A 20,590-nucleotide genomic window follows, 5' to 3' on the forward strand; every position below is an offset into this window, starting at 1 on the left:
ATGAATCAAGCAGTAATCGATATACAAGGGATTACGAAGACCTATGTAAATGGTAAATTATCGGTGCCTGTTCTACATGGGATCGATTTACAGGTCAACAAAGGCGAATTTGTGTCTATTATGGGTCCATCTGGTTCTGGTAAATCTACCTTTATGAACATACTTGGTTGTTTAGATAGACCAACAACAGGTTCATACCGCCTAAATGGCGATGAGGTTGCTACCTTATCCGACGATGAATTGGCCTTTGTACGAAACAAACAAATAGGCTTTGTATTCCAAAGTTTTAACTTATTAACAAAATTGACAGCGTTAGAGAATGTGGCGCTCCCTATGATTTATGCAGGGATGGATAAAAAGTCACGTAATGAACGTGCCGCTGCATTGTTATCCTCTGTTGGCCTTGGAGATCGTATGGATCACTTGCCATCTGAGTTATCTGGTGGTCAGCGTCAACGTGTAGCCATAGCTCGCGCGTTAGCGAATAATCCGGCTATCATCATGGCCGATGAACCGACAGGTAACCTTGACTCCAAGTCGACTATTGATGTTATGAATATCTTTAGAGGTCTCTATGAGGAAGGGCGTACAATTATCCTCGTTACTCATGAACCTGAAATTGCAACCTATGCAAGTCGTAATGTAGTATTGCGTGATGGTTTGATTGTAGAGGATTCTCAAAATCTTAATATGACGCCTGTACAGGAGGTGCCACATGTATAAAGAGAGTTTCTTAATGGCATGGGCATCCCTCATTGCTAATAAAATGCGTTCCATTTTAACCATGTTAGGCATCATCATCGGTGTAGCTGCCGTAATTGCCTTAGTATCTATTGGTAATGGTGTAAAGCAAGATATTCAAAACTCCATCTCTAGCTTAGGATCTAATCTATTGATGGTTATGCCTGGGGCACCACGCACACCAGGGGTTCGACCTTCTGCAGGTTCTATGAAGTCTTTAAAGGTTTCTGATTACGAAGCGATTTCAAAATTGGATGGTGTAAGAGCTGCCAGTCCGATGACAAATGGTTCGTATGTAGTAATTTATCAAAATAAAAACTGGACCACTTCTGTATCTGGTGTTAGTTATAATTATTTAGATGTAAACAATTGGTCTATGAAATCTGGTCGCTTCTTATCTGAAAAGAATGTACAGAATCGTGAACGTGTGGCAGTAGTAGGTAAAACAGTTGTTAAAAATCTATTTGGTGATGAAGATCCAGTAGGTGCAGAAATTCGTGTTAAAAACATTCCGTTCCGTATCATTGGTGTCCTTAATAGTAAGGGCAGTGGTGCTATGGGTAATGACCAAGATGATATGGTTATTATCCCGTATACTACAGCCATGGAACGGGTAGAAGGTGTTGATTATCTTCGAATGATCTACGTAGTAGGTAAGGATGAAAACGGTATCGATCGTTTACAATCCGATATTGAAAACCTGTTGCGCGTACGTCATGGAATCAAGGATACTAATCTAGATGATTTCAATATTCAGAACATGAACTCCATCATGGAAACTATGGAGGAAACTACAGGAACATTAACATTATTCCTTGGCGCCGTAGCTGCTATCTCACTCGTTGTTGGTGGTATCGGCATTATGAATATTATGCTAGTATCAGTAACAGAACGGACAAGAGAGATTGGGGTGCGTAAGGCTTTAGGTGCAACTTATAGTGTTATCGTTACACAGTTCCTTATCGAGGCTGTTGTTATCAGTCTGATGGGGGGCATCATAGGTATTGCACTCGGTATAGGGGCCTCTAAGTTAATTGGTATGGCTTCAGGCATGAGTACAGTTATATCTATACCAACTATTGTAATGTCTTTTGCCTTCTCTATGGCAATAGGTTTGATCTTTGGTATTTATCCAGCTCGCAAGGCGGCAAAACTTAATCCAATTGATGCATTACATTATGAATAGTCTTAAACTGTAAGTTTCTATTTTTAAGAACATACTAATAAATAGATAGAGTTATTCGCATATGGTGCGTTGCATGATACAATATGTATGATGTAACGCACCATTTTTATATGCTTGTATGTAATTTGTGCTATATACTTATGAAATTTTCATGCAAGCAATTTGTAATAAACGGGATATGTAGATTACCTAATCTACGGGTAAGTATATTGAATGGAGAACCTTATGGCTACAACATTGTTAGAATATTTCAACGAATTACGAAATCAGAATCCATTTTCTTGGGTAAAAGATTCTGAAATTACAGCAGTTGAACCAGGTCATGCGGAAATGACCTTACAAACAAATGATACAGAGTATTGTAATTTCCGAGGGGATTTACATGGTGCCGTTTGTATTGGATTAGCAGATAGTGTGATGGGGACAGCATGTTTTACATTGGGCAAATCTGTTAGTACCATTGATCTTAATGGTAACTATGTGAAAGCTGTTAAGGGTGGTACCGTATTGCGTGGTGTAGCTAATGTAGAGCACAGTGGTAAAACAACCATGGTTGCGACAGCACGTATCTATAATGAATTAGGTGAACTTGTTCATTTAGCACGTGGTACATTTTTTGTACTAGAAGAGAAGTCATTACCTGAATTACCATGGCGTTTTATTGAAGAAGACAACCCTGATTTGGTATAATATAGTTTAGACTTTTAAATATAGGAGGATGCTTTAATGAAAGAAGAATTACAACGGATTAAGGCTGAAGCTCTTGATGCGATTAAAGGGTTGACAGATATACAATCACTGCAAGATATACGCGTTAAATATTTAGGTAAAAAAGGTGAGGTAACGGCATTACTAAAAGGTCTTGGTAAATTATCTCCAGAAGAACGCCCGAAGGCTGGCGCCCTCGTTAATGCTGTTCGTGAAGCATTAGAAGCCGAAATTGATACGGTTAAAGTTCGTATGGAAACGGCAGAGTTAAATGCTCGCTTAGAACAAGAACGCATCGATATTACATTGCCAGGTCGTGCACAAAAAATGGGTCATATTCATCCATTAACAAAGGTTAATGAAATGATTGAAGACTTCTTTATGAAAATGGGCTATACCGTTGAAGAAGGCCCTGAGGTTGAGCAAGATTACTACAACTTTGAATGCTTAAATTTGCCTAAAGATCATCCTGCACGTGATATGCAAGATTCCTTCTATATTACAGAAAACTTCTTATTACGTACCCATACATCTCCAGTTCAAGCTCGTACAATGCAACGTCATGAACCTAATAGCCCAATTCGTATGATTGCGCCTGGTAAGGTTTACCGTTGGGACTATGATGCGACACATTCCCCAGTATTCCATCAAGTGGAAGGTCTCATCATCGACGAGCATATTACATTTGCTGATTTGAAAGGTACATTAGAGTCCTTCTTACGTCACATGTATGGTGATGAAACAAAGGTACGTTTCCGTACAAGCTTCTTCCCATTCACAGAACCATCTGCAGAAGTAGATATTTCCTGTGTAATGTGTGGTGGCGAAGGTTGCCGTGTATGTTCTCATACAGGTTGGCTTGAAATTTTAGGCTGCGGTATGGTTCATCCGGATGTATTGCGTATTAATGGGTACGATCCTGAAAAGGTTAAAGGCTTTGCCTTTGGTATGGGCGTAGAACGTATTGCTATGCTTTTATACGGCATTAACGATTTACGTCTATTCTTTGAAGATGATGTACGATTCTTGGAACAATTTTAGGAGGAACTCATGAAAGCAAGTTTACAGTGGATGAACGAATACGTGCCTGTGGATATGAATCGTCCTGCTCAAGAATTGGCCGATGAATTAACACAAGCAGGGATTCCTGTAGAAGATGTCATTGCTATGGATAATGGCATTAAGAAAATTTATACTGGCAAAATCGTGGAGGTTACAAAACATCCAGATGCAGATAAATTACAAGTATGCCAAGTTGAATGCCTTACAGAAGAAGGTGAACCTGTTACAAAACAAATCGTAACGGCTGCTACAAATGTTGCTGTAGGCCAAATCGTACCTGTAGCGTACCATAAATCTCGCTTAGCTGATGGAACAGAAATTAAAAAAGGTAAATTGCGCGGCGAAGTATCTGAAGGCATGTTCTGTTCTGTTGCAGAATTTGGTATCTCCAGCGATTTAGTATTGCCAGAAGAAGCACAAGGTATTTATATCTTTCCTGAAGGCACACCAATCGGCCTTGATGTAAAAGATGTATTAGGCTTAAACGACACAGTATATGAATTTGAATTGACTGCAAACCGTGCGGACTGTTTCTCCATGGTTGGTTTATCCCGTGAATTCGGCATGATGACAAATCAAAAAGCTTTATTCCCTATTATCATGGTTAACGAAAATGGTGAGTCCATTGAAGGCAAAGCATCTGTATCTGTCGAAGCGGATGATCTTTGCACGCGATTCATGTCTCGTATCGTTACAGATGTAAAGGTTGAACCATCCCCATTGTGGATGCAAAATCGTTTGCGTAACAGCGGCATTCGTCCTATTAATAATGTAGTAGACGTAACAAATTATGTTATGTTAGAACTTGGTCAACCTATGCATGCTTATGACTATGACCATGTAAAAGGTCATAAATTAGTGGCAAGACGTGCTAAAAATGGTGAAGTTCTTGTTACACTTGATGGTTCTGAACGTGAATTGAATGATTCTATGCTTATAATTGCCGATGCAGAACGCCCAGTAGGTGTTGCAGGTATCATGGGGGGCTTTGATAGTGAAGTAACAAATGAAACGACTACTGTTATGCTTGAAGCTGCTGTGTTTAATGGTCCATCCATTCGCCGTACTGCAAAAGCGCTTGGTATGCGTTCTGAAGCATCTGGACGTTTTGAACGTGGCGTAAACCATAAATACACAGCTTATGCTATCGATAGAGCAGCACAGTTGTTGCAACAAATTTGCCCATCCTGTAAAGTTGACGTAGGCATTATCGATGTGTACAAGAACCCTGTAGAGCAACATACAGTTACTTTCACAGCAAAACAAATCAACGATTACTTGGGTACAAACATTGAAAAAAACGAAATGGTTCGCATTTTGACTGCTCTTGAATTCGTTGTAACTGAAGAAGGGGACCAATTATCTGCCCTCGTTCCAACATGGCGCGGTGACGTAACAGTAATGCCTGATATCGCCGAAGAGGTGGCTCGTATTTATAACTATGATAATATTGCTCCTACAATTCCTGTAGCCGTATTGTCCTCTGGTGGTATGACGCCTAAGAAAGCTCTTACGAAAGAGGTAACACATACGTTAGCTAAATTGGGTATGACTCAAATCATTACATTTAGCTTTATGCATAAAGATGGCCTTTCCAATATGATGCTTCCTGAAGGGGATAGCCGTTATACAGCCATTCCAATTTTGAATCCTATTTCCGAAGAATTCCCTTATATGCGTACTACATTGGTGCCAGCTGTTATCGAAGCTGCGAAACGCAATATTGCGCAACAAAATAAGGATCTTTGGTTGTTTGAAACAGCGAATGTATATGAACCAAAAGCATTGCCTTTGACAGAGGTACCTCATGAACGCCCTATGGCTTGTGGTATCTTGATGGGCAAAGCAAACCAAGCTGGCTGGAATCAAGCAGAACGCACTACAGATTTCTATGATGTAAAAGGTATCGTAGATGCGTTGTTGGCTGAACTAGGTGTTAAAGGCTATGAAATTAATCGTGGCACTGAACCTTACTTCCACCCTGGTGTAAGTGCTCAATACGTAGTTGATGGTAAAATGATTGCTCAATATGGTGAATTACATCCACAAGTGAGCAAAAACTTTGATTTACCAGGCAAAGTATACATGTTTGAAATCGATTTGGAAGCAGTATTATCCTTAACGATTCCAGCATTCCGCTATACATCTTTCAGTAAATTCCCAGGTACTAGCCGTGACCTTGCTATTGTGGCACCTGTGTCCGTATCTAGTGGTGAAATTTTATCTATCATTAAAGAGCATGGTGGCGAATATTTAGAAAGTGCATCTATCTTCGACGTTTACGAAGGTGAACATATCGAAGCTGGTTACCGCAGTCTTGCATACAACTTGCAATTCCGCTCTATGGAAGGCACGTTGAATGATGAAGATATTGATGGTAACATTCAAGCTATTATCGATGCATTAGCAGAAATTAACTGCAGATTACGTTAATCTCAAGCAGTATATTGAAAGGGTTTACCATATGGTAAACCCTTTTAGTACTATAGTTATACCTTTAGTTAGGTAGAAAGGATTATCCATGGAATTATTGGCTCCTGCCGGTACGATGGAAAACTTTATAGCCGCTTTAGAATCTGGGGCTGATGCTATTTATCTTGGCGGTAAAGGCTTTAATGCTCGTGCTCATGCAGCAAACTTTGGCATTGAAGAACTGGCTGAGGCTATTCGTTTGGCTCATATTTTAGATGTGTCCGTATATGTAACCGTAAATATCCTCATAGGTGATTCCGAATTAAAGGATCTCGAGGCGTATTTAAAGGACTTAGAGCGCATCGGTGTGGATGCTATTATCGTTCAAGATTTAGCAGTTGCTAAATTGGCACAACGAGTGGCTCCTAAACTTCACTTGCATGGCAGTACGCAGATGACGGCTGCTACATTAGATGCTGTTCGTTTTTATGAAAGCCTCGGTTTTACCCGTGTTGTATTGGCTCGTGAATTGAGCCTCCTTGAAATTGAACATATTTGTAAAAACTGTACAGCTGAAATCGAAGTCTTTGTACATGGTGCCTTATGTGTGTGCTATTCTGGTCAATGCTTGATGAGTTCCTTTATCGGTGGTCGTAGTGGTAACCGTGGTGCCTGCGCACAACCTTGCCGTTTGCCTTATGAACTATTGAATTCTTCTGGTACTAGTTTGCTACCTAAACACGAAGCCTATTTATTAAGTCCAAAGGATCTTAACTATAGTGAGCATATGAATGAGCTCGTAGCTGCTGGTGTTACGTCCTTTAAGGTAGAAGGGCGTATGAAAAAGGTTTCCTATGTGCGCCAAGTCATTGGGACCTATCGTCATATTTTAGATACAGCTCATATGGATGCTGCTGATGCCGATGCATTGGCGTCTGGGTTTAATCGTGGCTTCTCTACAGATTACTTAACAGATCATGTAGGGAAATCTATGATGACTGTGGTTGCTCCAAATAATCAAGGCAAATTAATTGGTAAAGCAGAGGTTAAAAAGGGACAAGTTCATTTATTCCTAACAGAACCGATTGAAAAAGGATCACTTTTAAAGATAATGCAAGATTCTGGTAGTATTACGTATTATCAAATTGATCAAAATTGGTCCTTAATGGATGAAAAGCATTTTGTAGGCAAACCTGATGAAGGGTTTGCAGCGGGACAAGTATTTTTAGCATCTACGCCAAAATCTCAAAAGCAACGAGGCTTACAAGATTTCAGTGCTAAATTAGAGATACATGGTTATCTATCTATTAATACAGACCGAGAACAACCTTGCACAGACCTTACCTTTGTATTGAATGATGGGCGTACTGTGACTGTATCTAATGAGTTTGAACCGGTTTATGCTAACAATAAACCGACTACATTAGAGAAGGTTACAGACCAAGTAGGTAGATTAGGCAATACATTGTTTACGCTTGGCTCTATGTCTATTCCTGATGGACCTTATATGTGGCCAGCTAGTGTGTTAAATGCATTGCGCCGAGATGCTGTAGGAGCACTAGAAAACTTATTGATTACAGACCATGAAACGGCTTGGGCTGAGCTGGCTGTAGAGCCTCAAGATATGTCATCTATGGCTGCTAAGGGTAAGGTTCAATATTCTGAGACTATGGTGAGTGCTCGCGTTGATGAGCTAGAGGCTGTGAAAGCAGCTATTGAAGGGGGCGCTAAGAAGATTATCTTCGGTGGTGACCGTTTACAACGTAAGCCTTATGAACTTAGCATCTACGAGCAGGTAAATAAGCTTTGCAAAGACCATAATGTACTTTGTGTATTTGCTACCCCTCGGGTTGTGAAAGATGATGAAGTAAAGGCGTATATGAATACCCTTAAGGCTATAGTTGAGGCGAAACCAGATAGCATTTCTATTCATGTCCCTCAAGCGTTATTGTGGCTTCGTGACTTAGGGTATACAGGTGCTATTGAAGCTGATACAGGTCTTAATATATTTAATGGCTCTGCACTACAAGTATGGCAAGACTTTAATATGAGTAGCATAGCACCATCATTAGAGTTAACCTTGGCACAACTTGTTAACTTGCAAAAATCTACTAATTTGCCATTAGAAATAATGGTACATGGTTACACGGAAATGATGATTTCCGAATACTGTGCCATCGCAAGCTTTGTGGGCACTGGTAAAAAGGAAAACTGTCCTATGCCATGTGTAAGCGAGGACTATGCATTGAAGGACCGTAAAGGGGAAGTGTTCCCACTTCGTACGGATCCGTATTGCCGTATGCACATCATGAACAGTCATGAGATGGACATGCGTGCCTACGTGCCAGAGTTACATCGAAAAGGGTTACATATTTTGCGTATTGATGGACGTCATATGGATCCAAAGAGATTGCGTACTATCGTAGCAGATTATGTATCCATTCAAAATGGAACTAAAGAGGCTCCGCCAAAGAGTGTAGGCAAAGATGATACGCCTATTACAAGGGGCCACTATTTTAGAGGTATTTTATAAAAGAGGTAGTACATTGTTTAACGAAGATGTATTAGACTTTCACCATATAAAAGAACAATTACAACAACATTGTAGTTCTACCATTGCTAAAGAATTAGCCATGCACATCGAACCTATGACAGATGCGAAAGCCATTCAAGAGAACCTTGATGAAACGGCAGAAGCCATGCGTTCTTTGCAAACCGAGGTAGAACAACCGTTAGGCGGTACGCGAGATATTCGTGAATCCTGTAAAAAGAGTCGTAAAGACTTTGTCCTTACTCGTGAAGCATTGTGGGATATTTATTTAACCATTGGTGCTTATAAGCGAATGACAAAGTTCTTTAGAACGAAATATATGGAATATCCATTGCTATCCCTATGGGTACAGGATATGCCGAATACAGATCGCATTGAAAACCGATTTAAACGCGTCTTTGATGATAAAGGGGAATTGCTTGATACAGCATCTCCTAAGTTGGCTAGCTTAAGAAATACGATTATCAAAACTCGTGATAAGATTAAAAATGATATTCAAGCTATCTTACACGACAAGGATAATCAGAAGTATTTCCAAGAAACGATTATTACACAGCGTAACAATCGCTATGTAATCCCTGTAAAACAGGAATATCGCCAATATTTTGATGGTCTTATTCACGACCGTTCTGCAACGGGTCAAACACTCTATATTGAACCGATGCGCTTGGTGAATCTAAATAATGAATTACAAGAGGCTTTGATTGGTGAAGAGCAAGAGGTATTGCGTATTTACCGTGAATTATCAGCCCTTGTAAAACAACATAGTAATGATTTGATGGATGCTTGTGAAAAGGTATCCCACATCGAATTTGTATATGGTAAGGCGAGCCTTGCTATTTCTTATAAGGGTGTACCGGCCATCTTGAGCACAGACAGAACTGTCAATCTCATGAGAGCTCGGCACCCATTAATCCCACCGAATGTGGTAGTACCTACAAATATTCAATTAGGTACATCGTACCGTATTTTATTGATTACTGGGTCTAATACAGGCGGTAAAACAGTATCCCTTAAAACATTAGGGTTATTGAGTTTAATGAACCAATGTGGTCTATTTATTCCTGCAGACCACGGCTCAATGTTGCCTATATTCCAAAATATCTTTGCCGATATTGGGGATGAACAAAGTATTGAGGCTAGCCTTAGTACGTTCTCTGCTCATATGACACAAGTTATTTCCATTATTAAACATTGTGGCCCAAATGACTTGGTATTGCTGGATGAGCTTGGATCCGGTACAGATCCAGAGGAAGGTAGTGCACTTGCTGTATCTATCCTCGAGTTCTTCCGTAAAAAAGGTGCCCTTATGATGGTAAGTACCCATTATAATGAGCTTAAAAACTATGCATACCATACAGAAGGAATCGAAAACGGCCATGTAGAATTTGATGAGCGCACCTTAAAACCAACATATCGACTTCATATCGGTGTAGCTGGTAGTAGCCATGCGTTGAGTATTGCGGCCCGTTTAGGTTTGCCAAAAGATATCGTAACGCGCGCTGCAGAGTATAAATCTCAATTTGGTAGCCATGAAATGGAAGAAGTTCTTTCCGACTTAAACGAACAACTCCGTAAAGCCTCTGAACGTGAAAGAGCGTTAAAGAAAGAGCTTGATGAAACACGTCGTATGCGTGGCCAACTAGAGAAGGAAAAGAAACAGTTTAATGAAAAACGTAAACAAATCTTAGCCAAAGCTCAGGCCGATGCAGAGTCCATGAAACGTAGTTTACGCGTTGAAGGGGAAGCGATTATCAAGCAATTGAAAGCGCAATTCTCTGAAACAAATAAGGATAAGCGTCAATCGGCTATTAATGCAGCACGTAAGGGGATTTCTAGTGTTCATGTACCAGAAGCTCCAGTGGATGATGATCGTAAGTCGTTAACCGCAGATGCTATTAAGGTTGGCCAAGCTGTTTATGTTACGTCCTTGCGTTCGTTGGGTACTGTGTTATCTATCAATGGTAACCGTGTAAATGTTGATATTAATGGACTAACAGCTACCGTTAAGGTTAGCGAATTACAATCAACTACACGTGAAGAAGGCAATAAACTAGCACGTGAACAAAAAGCAGCCATGCCTAAAACAAGAAAACGTATGGGTGGCTCCGCCGTACAACGTCAAAAAGAGGTTCGTACTGAAATCAATATTCTTGGACAAACGGTAGATGAAGCGACAGTTTCTGTTGGTAGATTTATTGACCAAGCTTTACTTGGTGGTGTTAATCAAGTGCGCATTATTCACGGTAAGGGGACTGGCGCATTACGAGAAGGTGTACATCAATATTTGCGTACCTTACCGCATGTAGCTCATTTTGAAACGGCAGGCTATGATGAAGGTGGTGCAGGGGCTACCAATGTAGTTCTGAAATAAAGCTACACAATAGTGATATAGTTATAGATAATATAGTAAATTATTATCGTATATCAAATTGGTTATGGGGTATAGCCATATACATATATAGAAATAGAAGAGGTAGTAAGTTCTTAGAACTTACTACCTTTTTACGTAAAAGAAAGGAGCGGAACACATGTTCCGCTCCTTTAGAGTATTAGATTAACGATCTTTTTTACTAGACTTTTTACTTTTGGATGAATTAGATTTCTGTTCAGTTGCATCATCTTTTGAGCCACTGTCATCTTTTACAGCTTCATCTTTCGATTTGTCTTTATCATCTTTTTTGTCTGCTTTTTCGTCCTTAGCAGCTTCTTTTTTAGGCTGTGCTTTTACAGGATTATAATAACCTTCAGAAACAGCTGATTGAGCGCTAGCAGGAACGGAGAAGTCAGAAGCAGGGGTATTGGCAAGCGCATTTGCCATGAATTGGCCCCACATAATAGCAGGTGTGTCACCACCGGTCATGCCTCGTAATGTTTCCGAGCCATAGTCATCACCAATCCAAACGGCAGCTACTAAATCAGGCGTGTAACCAACGAACCAAGCATCCTTGGAATCATCTGTTGTACCAGTTTTGCCTGCTGCAGGACGACCGATTGCGGCATTACCACCAGTACCGCCATTTATAACGGATTCTAGCATATTTGTAATGATAGCTGCATCTTTTTCATCTACAACACGTTTTTCTTGGATGGAGTTTTCTTCCACAACTTGACCATTGCGGTCTACAATTTTAACGATTGCCGTAGGTTGAACTTTGATACCACCATTAGCGAGTACACCATAAGCTTGAACCATATCAAGAGGTGTTACACCATGAGTTAAACCACCAAGTGCAGTAGACAAGTTATTATCTTGATCAGTTAGAGTAGAGATACCCATTTCTTTAGCAAGTTTAATAATCTTAGACATGCCTACTTCATCAGCAATTTTTACGGCAGCTACGTTACGAGAATGTTGTAATGCATAGCGGTATGTAATGCTACCTACGAAGTCATTTTCATAGTTTTTAGGGCTCCAGTTACCAAATGTAACAGGGCTATCATCTACGATAGAACCAGGAGTTTTACCAGATTGAATAGCTGCCAAATATACAAATGGTTTCATAGCGGAACCTGGTTGACGTTCTGCTTGTGTAGCACGGTTAAATGCATCATCACCACGGCCACCAACCATAGCCATAATGTAACCATTATGAGGGTTCATAGCTACGATAGCACCTTGTGGTTGATGTAAACCATTGCTATCTGTGTAGTAGTTAGGCAAGTTTTGCATTGCTGCTACAGCTGCATTTTGTGCATCCATATCGAGAGTAGTATAAATTTTTAAACCATCTTTATAGATTGCATCGTCACCATATTTTTCAGAAACTTGTGCAATAACATAGTTAATGAAGTAAGACGCATTAGATTTTTCATGCGTTTGTTCTTGTTTTGCCACTAAGCCTAAATCTGCTTGACGCGCTTCATCAGCTTGCTCTTGTGTAATGTATCCGTATTTAACCATTTGGCCTAATACAACGGCTTGACGTTTTTTACTAGCTTCCAAATCATTGAATGGAGAGTAGTAGTTAGGACTTTGTGGTAAGCCCGCAATGAGCGCTGCTTGAGCAAGCGTTAATTGGCTAGCATCCTTACCAAAGTACACATGAGCTGCAGATTGTACACCGTATGCACCTTGACCAAAGTAAATTTGGTTCATGTACATTTCTAGGATTTCATCCTTAGTGTAGTGTTGTTCAATTTTTAGTGCTAGTAATGCTTCAGAAATTTTACGTTTAAATGTTCTGTCTTGAGACAAGAATGCATTACGCGCTAACTGTTGAGTGATAGTAGAACCACCTTCAGATACGCCACTATGAACAAGGTTAACCCATACAGCACGTAAGATACCAACTGGGTCGATACCGTGATGGGAGTAGAAGCGAGAGTCCTCAGTAGCAACAAAGGCATTTTGTAAATCCTTTGGTACATCTTTTAAAGGTACTGGTAATCGATTCTCTGTGGAATGAACCGTTGTGATGAGATTACCGTGCACATCGTAAATTTGAGACGATGCGGAAGGACGTACATTGGATACATCTGGTAGGTTAGACAGTGTGGCACTGATAAAACCACAGCCACCTCCGGCTACGATGAGTATAAGGAGAAGGGCACAAATCCAAAATAGACGCTTTGGACTTGTTTTCTTCGGTGTAGAGCCGCTACCGTTAGAACGGCGGCTGCTTCTCGCATTTGAGTTATTACTCATAGAGTCACCTCTTTTTTCTTTTGTTAGTAAATATAACGTAAATTCTATTACGCAGTTATAAATATTATATCATAAATGGCTTAAAACCAATACTATATATATAATTGTGAAAGTTTTTAGATAATGGTATACTAAAACAATAGTATTTCGAGGAGGATTATCATGGTTAGTGCTCAAGAACAAGTACGCCAAATTAAACACGGCGTAGCAGATTTAATTAATGAACAAGATCTTGTAAAGAAAATAGAAAAATCCATTAAGGAAAATAAACCGTTAGTTGTAAAACTAGGTTTGGACCCAACAGCGCCAGATATTCATTTGGGTCATACTGTACCACTTCGTAAATTACGTTTGTTCCAAGAATTTGGTCATCAAGTAGTGATTGTTATCGGTGGTTTCACTGCACGTATTGGTGATCCTACTGGTAAAAGCGCAACTCGTCCACCACTTACAAAAGAAGAAGTATTGAAAAATGCTGAAACTTATAAAACACAAATCTTCAAAGTGTTGGATCCTGAAAAAACTATCGTTCGCGACAACAGTGAATGGCTTGAATCCATGAATTTTGCTGATGTTCTACGTTTGGCAAGTTCTTACACTGTAGCGCGTATGATGGAACGTGATGATTTCAATAAACGCTTTAAAGAAGGTCGTGCTATTGGTGTTCATGAGTTTATGTATCCATTGATGCAAGGTCAAGATTCTGTAGCATTACATGCTGATGTTGAATTTGGTGGTACAGACCAAACTTTTAACTTGTTAATGGGCCGTCATTTACAAGAATTAGAAGGTCAAGAACCTCAAGTTGTTATCACAATGCCATTGCTTGAAGGCCTTGACGGTGTTCAAAAAATGAGTAAATCTTTAGGCAATTACATCGGTATCGACGAAGAACCTAAAGAAATGTACGGTAAAGCAATGTCTATTCCTGATGAATTGATGATGCGCTACTTCATGCTCGTTACAGATATGCCAATTGAAGAACAAGAGGACATGGAAAAACGTCTTGAAAGTGGTGAATTACATCCACGTGACGCTAAAATGCAATTAGCTCGTACCATTGTTCGTTTGTACCATGGTGAAGAGGCTGCTCTTGAGGCAGAAGAAGAATTCAAGCGCGTATTCCAACAACGCGCGTTGCCTACAGATATTCCTGAATACGCTATGGATGCGCCAACAGAACCAATCTTTGTACCACAATTCTGTACAGATGCTGGTTTAACTGCCTCTAATGGTGAAGCACGTCGCTCTATTAAAGCTGGTGCTTTTAAAGTAAATGGAGAAAAATATACAGAAGAAAACCTTACCCTTGAAGAGGGCATGATCGTTCAAGTAGGTAAGCGTAAATTTATAAAAATTAAATTTAACTAATATAAAACTGTGATGGGGTAGAAACCTCATCACAGTTTTTTTGTCCATTTTCTTTATAAGATTTTCCTCTATTGTATCTATTAATAGTAACTCCAAAATTTAGGTACAAGTTAATGTATAATGAATATAAAAGATAAATATAAAATACAAATTTGATACATAAAACATTTATACAAATATCGTATAAATTTTACTATAAAGTAAGAGGACTATATATGGACAAGAAACTATTTAATTTCCTAGAAAAACGGGAACATACTGTTCTTACCGATATTGATGTTATAACTGCTGCCGTAGCAGTACCATTACTAGAAATCGATGGGGAAGATCACGTAGTATTTACTGTACGCAGTAATAAGCTACGCCGTCAGCCTGGTGAAATTAGCTTTCCTGGTGGCCACTGTGAACCTAATGATAAAAGCAGTGCCCATGCTGCCATGCGTGAGTGCTCTGAAGAATTGGGCATAGATTTAGATCAAATTGAATTACTTGGTAATTTAGACTGTCTCGTATCTGCGATAGGTGTCAAATTATATGCTGTAGCCGTACGTTTACATACAAGTGATTTAAAACCAAATCCTGATGAAGTAGGAGAGGTATTCACCGTTCCATTACAATATCTATTAGACATGGAGCCAACTGTAGGTCATCTAGATATAGCTACAAGACCGTTAAAGGACTTTCCATTCCATTTATTAGAAGGCTACAACATTGACTGGAAAATTAGACAAAACTACTCCGTCTATTTCTATCCCTATGAACAATACACCATATGGGGACTAACGGGGCGAGTGCTGAAAAACTTTTTAGATATATATAAGGAGATTTATTTGCATAATAACCCTCATATAAATTGACAGATTTTAAATTAAGGTATACTATTTATGTGTAAAAGGTTTAATGTGTTGCACTAATTGACTAGGAGGTTCTCACATGAATCGCGAAACAGCATACGTACTTTGGTTTGATGAATTACGACGTGAAGATGTTAATTTAGTTGGTGGTAAGTCTTCTTCCTTAGGGGAATTGACATCCTCCACTAATGTACCTGTACCTTACGGTTTTGCTACAACTGCTCATGGTTATCGTGAGTTTATGAAAGCAACAGGATTAGAAGATAAAATCCGCGCTGAACTTGATGCGTTAGATGATGTAGAAAATTCTGCATTATTGCGTGAAGTATGTGCTAAAATTCGCCGCATGATTTGCGAAGAAGAAATGCCTAAAGAATTGGCAGATGCTATCCGTCATGCTTATGAAGAACTTGGTAAAAAAGTAAACGAAGAAAATCCATTCGTAGCAGTTCGTTCTAGTGCAACAGCAGAAGACTTGCCAGATGCAAGTTTCGCAGGCCAACAAGATACATATTTAAATGTACGTGGTGCTGATGTTATTATTCAAAAAGTAAAAGAATGCTACGCATCTACTTTCACAGACCGTGCAACATATTACCGTGTAAAACAAGGTTTCGATCATATGACAGTAGCATTGAGTGCAGCTGTTCAAATGATGGTATTCTCTAAAGCTGCTGGCGTAATGTTTACTGTTGACCTTGTAACAGGCAATGATAACAATATTCTTATTGAAGGTTCTTGGGGTCTTGGTGAATACGTTGTACAAGGTACCGTTACACCAGATAATTTCCGTGTAGATAAAGCTAAAATGGAAATTACAGACCGCATGATTAATGACAAAAATATCCGTTTAGTTCGTAAAGCTGACGGCGACTGTGTTGAAGAAGTTGTTCCAGCAGATGAAGCTAAACAACAAGTTATTACAGATGCTCAAGTGTTAGAGCTTGCTGAATATGCAAAAGCAATCGAAAAACATTATGGTTGCTACATGGATATGGAATGGGGCGTAGATGAACGAGATGGTAGAATTTGGATTTTACAAGCTCGTCCAGAAACAGTTTGGTCCCGTAAAGAAAAAAAAGAAGTATCTGAAAAACCTAGCACATTAGATGCAGGTAATCGTGAAATTATCGTAAAAGGTTTGCCAGCATCCCCTGGTAATGCAGCTGGTAAAGCTCATGTTATCATCAATCCTGAGGATATTGATGAGTTCAAAGAAGGTGAAATCCTTGTCACTGCTATGACAGCTCCTGACTGGGTACCAGCAATGAAAAAAGCGAAAGCTATTGTTACAGATGCAGGTGGTATGACTTGTCATGCGTCCATCGTTAGCCGTGAGCTTGGTATTCCTTGTATCGTAGGTACTAAGAGCCGTAGCCATGAAGCGACTACATCTATTAAAGATGGTCAAATGATTACTGTAGACGCTACAAATGGTATCGTATATGATGGCGTATTAGAAGATATCGTTAAAAAGCCAGAAGCTCAAGCTACTGCAAATGTTGTTACTGAATCTGTTCCTGTAACAGGCACTAAGATTTACATGAACTTAGGCGACCCTGATTTGGCTGAAAAACATGGCGTATTGCCTTGCGATGGTATCGGCCTTATGCGTGAAGAGTTCATTTGGACTACTTTCATCCATGAACATCCATTGCACCTTATCGAAACAGGTCGCAGTGATTTCGCTGTAAATACATTGGCAGAAGGTATGCGTAAAGTGTGTCAAGCATTAGCCCCTCGCCAAGTAGTAGTTCGTTTGAGCGACTTCAAATCTAGCGAATACCGTGATCTTAAAGGTGGCGACAAATATGAGCCACATGAATCCAGCGCATTACTTGGCTGGCGTGGTGCTTCTCGTTACTACGATCCTAAATATACACCTGCTTTCAAATTAGAATTAGAAGCAATCAAAAAAGTACGTAACGAATTTGGTTTCAAAAACTTACAAGTTATGATTCCATTCTGCCGTACTGTAGAAGAAGCTGAATTAGTAACTAATTTGATGGCTCAAGAAGGCCTTGTACGCGGTAAAGATTTCAAAATCTGGCTCATGGCTGAAATTCCAGCAAATATTATCTTAGCTGATCAATTCAATAAATATGTAGATGGTTATTCCATTGGTTCTAACGATTTGACAATGCTTGTTCTCGGTTGTGATCGCGATAACGAAACAGTTCAACATATTTATGATGAACGGAATCTAGCAGTTCGTAGAGCTATTCGTCATCTTATCGAAGTGGCTCACAAAGATGGTAAAACTGTATCCATCTGTGGCCAAGCACCAAGTGTATACCCTGAACTTTGCGAATTCCTTGTGAAGAGCGGTATCGACTCCATTTCTGTTAATCCAGATGCAGTTGTAAGCACTAAGAAAATGGTGGCTCAATTAGAACAACGAATCATGCTTGATGCTATGACTGGTCGTGGTCGTCAAGAAACTGATGATTTAACTTGGTAATAATATAGTTATATTAAAAGAGGAGGCCGGTAGGTCTCCTCTTTTTCTGAATGGTAACTTAGGATATAATACAAACAGAGATGAAAGGGGGTTACCGTGTGAAACTGTCGAAACGACAAGAACAAATTGCTCAAATCGTTCGCGAAGAAGGTCCTGTAACAGGTAGTGCCATTGCTGAACATTTAGAGGTCACAAGATCTGCGTTGCGCTCAGATTTATCTGTATTGACCATGTTAGGTGTGTTAGATGCACGTCCAAACGTAGGCTATTACTATGTAGGACTTTCAAAGGAAACACAAACGGCTGAGCGATTAAAGTCATTTCTGGTAAGTGATGTATTATCTCAAGCAGTTGTGGTCAATGGGGATACGAGTTTGTATGATACAATTGTCACATTATTTACAGAGGATGTAGGTACCATATTAGTGTGTGATGGTTCATACCTAGTAGGTGTGGTATCTCGAAAAGATTTACTACGCGCCTCTATGGGACAAACAGATTCGCATACCATGCCTATATCTATGATTATGACCCCTGTAAGCAAGGTTATAGCGGTGGAGCCTACCGATACTTTGGTAGAGGCTGCACAGAAAATGATAGATTATGAAGTAGATTGTTTACCTGTCGTCGCTCGTGAGGATATAGGTAACAAGAAGCGTTTAAAGGTTGTGGGCCGTGTATCAAAAACGACGGTAGCAAAAGTATTTTTAGAATGTAGCACACACTGAGGTTGATAGAATGGCAGAAAAAATTATTTATGCAATATCGGATTCCCTGGGGGAAACTGCTGAGGCTGTAGCGAGAGCTACGGCGAGTCAATATGATAAGGAGCAAATTGAAATTGTCCGTGTTCCTTATATTGATAGTGAAAGCCAAATTGATGAGGTTATAGACGACGCAAAATGTGGAAATCATGTTATTTGCCATACCATTGTATCTGCGTCTTTACGTAAGTATTTACATGAGAAGGTGGCTGAATATAATATTCCGGCTGTGGATATCATGGGCCCTGTTCTCGATGCAGTTGGTACTATCGCGACTACTAAACCTCGCATGACAGCAGGTATGGTTCATAAGCTCGACCAAGAGTATTTTAAAAAGGTTGAAGCTATTGAGTTTGCCGTGAAATATGACGATGGTAAAAATCCATCTGGTTTTGAAAAGGCCGACATAGTTATTATTGGTGTATCTAGAACTAGTAAGACACCATTGTCCATGTTCTTGGCGTACAAAAAGATTAAAGCCGCAAATTTGCCACTAGTTCCAGAGGTACCGTTGCCAGAGGAATTATTCAAAATTCCGGCAAAAAAAATCGTGGGCCTTATTATAGATCCATATAAATTAAATAATATTCGTAGTGAACGTTTACGCGCTATCGGTCTTGAAGACGAAGCAAATTATGCATCTATTGAGCGTATTCAATCTGAATTGGATTATGCTAAGGCTATTATGCGTCGTTTGCACTGCCAAGTGTTAGATGTTTCTAATAAATCTATTGAAGAAACAGCTTCCCTTGTTATGCAATTGATTGATAAAAATCGCGCGTCGGAGGGTAAATGAATATACGTGAACAAATAGAGGAGAGGGAGGCTTTGCTTCTGTCTCCCTATGCAGCTAAAAGCCGCGATGCAATCCGTGATATAGCAGAAAAGCCTGATCCACTTAGAACTGCGTTTCAACGCGATCGGGATCGCATCATTCATAGTAAATGTTTTAGACGGTTAAAGCATAAGACACAGGTATATATTGCGCCAGGTGACCATTATCGGACACGCATGACTCATACCCTTGAGGTAGGTCAAATCGGTCGTACTGTGGCTCGTGCATTACGTTTAAATGAAGATCTTGTGGAAGCTATTGCCATGGGCCATGATGTGGGGCATACACCATTTGGTCATGTAGGTGAATATGCATTGCGAGATATGGTAGGGCACTTTAATCATAATGAGCAAAGCTTGCGCATGGTTGAAGTATTAGAAAGACATGGTGATCATCAAGGTCTCAATTTAACCACCGTTGTTCGAGATGGCATCGTAGGTCATACAGGGGCTACAATTCCTGTAACTTTAGAGGGTCAAATTATTCGTATTGTAGACCGTATTGCGTATTTGTGCCATGATTTTGATGATGCACAGCGAGCAGGTATGTTGACGGCAGAGGTGTTGCCTTTTGAAGTGCGCGAACATTTTGGTATGACTCCATCCAGTATGATTACTGCAATGGTAGAGGATATGGTACGCGAATCCTTGGATAAGCCAGCTATATCTATGTCTGCTGATGTGGAAATGACGATGAATCTATTCCGTCAATTTATGTTTAAACATGTATATTTGGCACCAGCTTTAATTCCGGATCGCAAAAAGGCATCCCATGTGGTAAAAAATCTATTTACTCACTTCATGGAACACCCTGATGATATGGAAGGTTGTGAAATAGGTAAAGCGTTTTACTCTACACGTGATGTAGTTGATTATGTAGCAGGCTTAACAGATCAATATGCTATTAAGTTATTTAAGCAATATTATATTCCAAATATTACATTATAAATAACAAAAAAAGCAGTTAGTTCAAAATGAACTAACTGCTTTTTTTGGGG

At 39.7% G+C, this 20,590-nt stretch carries 14 protein-coding genes; 13 read left to right on the forward strand and 1 reads right to left on the reverse strand.

The genetic code is table 11. The annotated features are described in order from the left end of the window. The 7 genes from ACLRYO_RS01600 (at window position 1) to ACLRYO_RS01630 (ending at window position 11,034) form a co-directional block, all read left to right on the forward strand. A complete protein-coding gene (locus tag ACLRYO_RS01600; protein ID WP_119207986.1) occupies window positions 1-723 on the forward strand; it encodes an ABC transporter ATP-binding protein in 723 nt (240 codons plus the stop codon). Continuing rightward, complete coding sequence (locus ACLRYO_RS01605) at window positions 716-1,927, forward strand: ABC transporter permease (protein WP_178884799.1); 1,212 nt, start codon at window positions 716-718, stop codon at window positions 1,925-1,927. The genes ACLRYO_RS01600 and ACLRYO_RS01605 overlap by 8 nt, the downstream gene beginning before the upstream one ends. A 225-nt stretch (window positions 1,928-2,152) precedes the next feature. Then, a complete protein-coding gene (locus ACLRYO_RS01610; RefSeq protein WP_060924243.1) occupies window positions 2,153-2,617 on the forward strand; it encodes a PaaI family thioesterase in 465 nt (154 codons plus the stop codon). 36 nt (window positions 2,618-2,653) lie between these two features. Next, window positions 2,654-3,676 carry a phenylalanine--tRNA ligase subunit alpha gene (gene pheS, locus ACLRYO_RS01615; protein ID WP_316138577.1) on the forward strand — a complete coding sequence of 341 codons (1,023 nt, stop codon included), beginning with the start codon at window positions 2,654-2,656 and terminating at the stop codon, window positions 3,674-3,676. 9 nt (window positions 3,677-3,685) lie between these two features. Then, complete coding sequence (pheT, locus tag ACLRYO_RS01620) at window positions 3,686-6,130, forward strand: phenylalanine--tRNA ligase subunit beta (RefSeq protein WP_413084644.1); 2,445 nt, start codon at window positions 3,686-3,688, stop codon at window positions 6,128-6,130. Window positions 6,131-6,218: 88 nt separating this feature from the next. Then, window positions 6,219-8,642, forward strand: a complete 2,424-nt coding sequence (locus ACLRYO_RS01625; RefSeq protein ID WP_287507684.1) for a DUF3656 domain-containing U32 family peptidase — start codon at window positions 6,219-6,221, stop codon at window positions 8,640-8,642. 13 nt (window positions 8,643-8,655) lie between these two features. Next, window positions 8,656-11,034: an endonuclease MutS2 gene (locus tag ACLRYO_RS01630; protein ID WP_413084676.1), complete on the forward strand. Its 2,379-nt coding sequence runs from the start codon at window positions 8,656-8,658 to the stop codon at window positions 11,032-11,034. Between the two features lie 183 nt (window positions 11,035-11,217). Here ACLRYO_RS01630 and ACLRYO_RS01635 read toward each other — a convergent pair whose 3' ends face one another. Then, window positions 11,218-13,308, reverse strand: a complete 2,091-nt coding sequence (locus ACLRYO_RS01635) for a transglycosylase domain-containing protein (RefSeq protein WP_413084645.1) — start codon at window positions 13,306-13,308, stop codon at window positions 11,218-11,220. A 162-nt stretch (window positions 13,309-13,470) separates the two neighbouring features. On the opposite strand from ACLRYO_RS01635, the gene tyrS reads away from it, so the two are divergent. From tyrS to ACLRYO_RS01665, 6 genes are all read left to right on the forward strand, one after another. Then, window positions 13,471-14,679, forward strand: a complete 1,209-nt coding sequence (gene tyrS, locus ACLRYO_RS01640; RefSeq protein ID WP_105093870.1) for a tyrosine--tRNA ligase — start codon at window positions 13,471-13,473, stop codon at window positions 14,677-14,679. Window positions 14,680-14,894: 215 nt separating this feature from the next. Then, window positions 14,895-15,536, forward strand: coding sequence for an NUDIX hydrolase (locus ACLRYO_RS01645; protein WP_287508992.1), 642 nt, complete (start codon window positions 14,895-14,897; stop codon window positions 15,534-15,536). Between the two features lie 76 nt (window positions 15,537-15,612). Then, entirely contained in the window at window positions 15,613-17,994 is a 2,382-nt protein-coding gene (gene ppsA, locus ACLRYO_RS01650; protein ID WP_287514933.1) for a phosphoenolpyruvate synthase, read from the forward strand. Window positions 17,995-18,092: 98 nt separating this feature from the next. Further along, window positions 18,093-18,722: a helix-turn-helix transcriptional regulator gene (locus tag ACLRYO_RS01655; RefSeq protein WP_233189877.1), complete on the forward strand. Its 630-nt coding sequence runs from the start codon at window positions 18,093-18,095 to the stop codon at window positions 18,720-18,722. 10 nt (window positions 18,723-18,732) lie between these two features. After that, window positions 18,733-19,554, forward strand: coding sequence for a pyruvate, water dikinase regulatory protein (locus ACLRYO_RS01660; RefSeq protein ID WP_105086752.1), 822 nt, complete (start codon window positions 18,733-18,735; stop codon window positions 19,552-19,554). Next, window positions 19,551-20,540 (forward strand): deoxyguanosinetriphosphate triphosphohydrolase, encoded by a 990-nt coding sequence (locus ACLRYO_RS01665; RefSeq protein ID WP_105086751.1) that lies wholly within the window; start codon window positions 19,551-19,553, stop codon window positions 20,538-20,540. Before ACLRYO_RS01660 ends, ACLRYO_RS01665 begins: the two co-directional genes overlap by 4 nt. Window positions 20,541-20,590: the final 50 nt, after the last annotated feature.

This window comes from Veillonella parvula (assembly GCF_047241225.1).
Classification (GTDB): domain Bacteria; phylum Bacillota; class Negativicutes; order Veillonellales; family Veillonellaceae; genus Veillonella; species Veillonella parvula_O.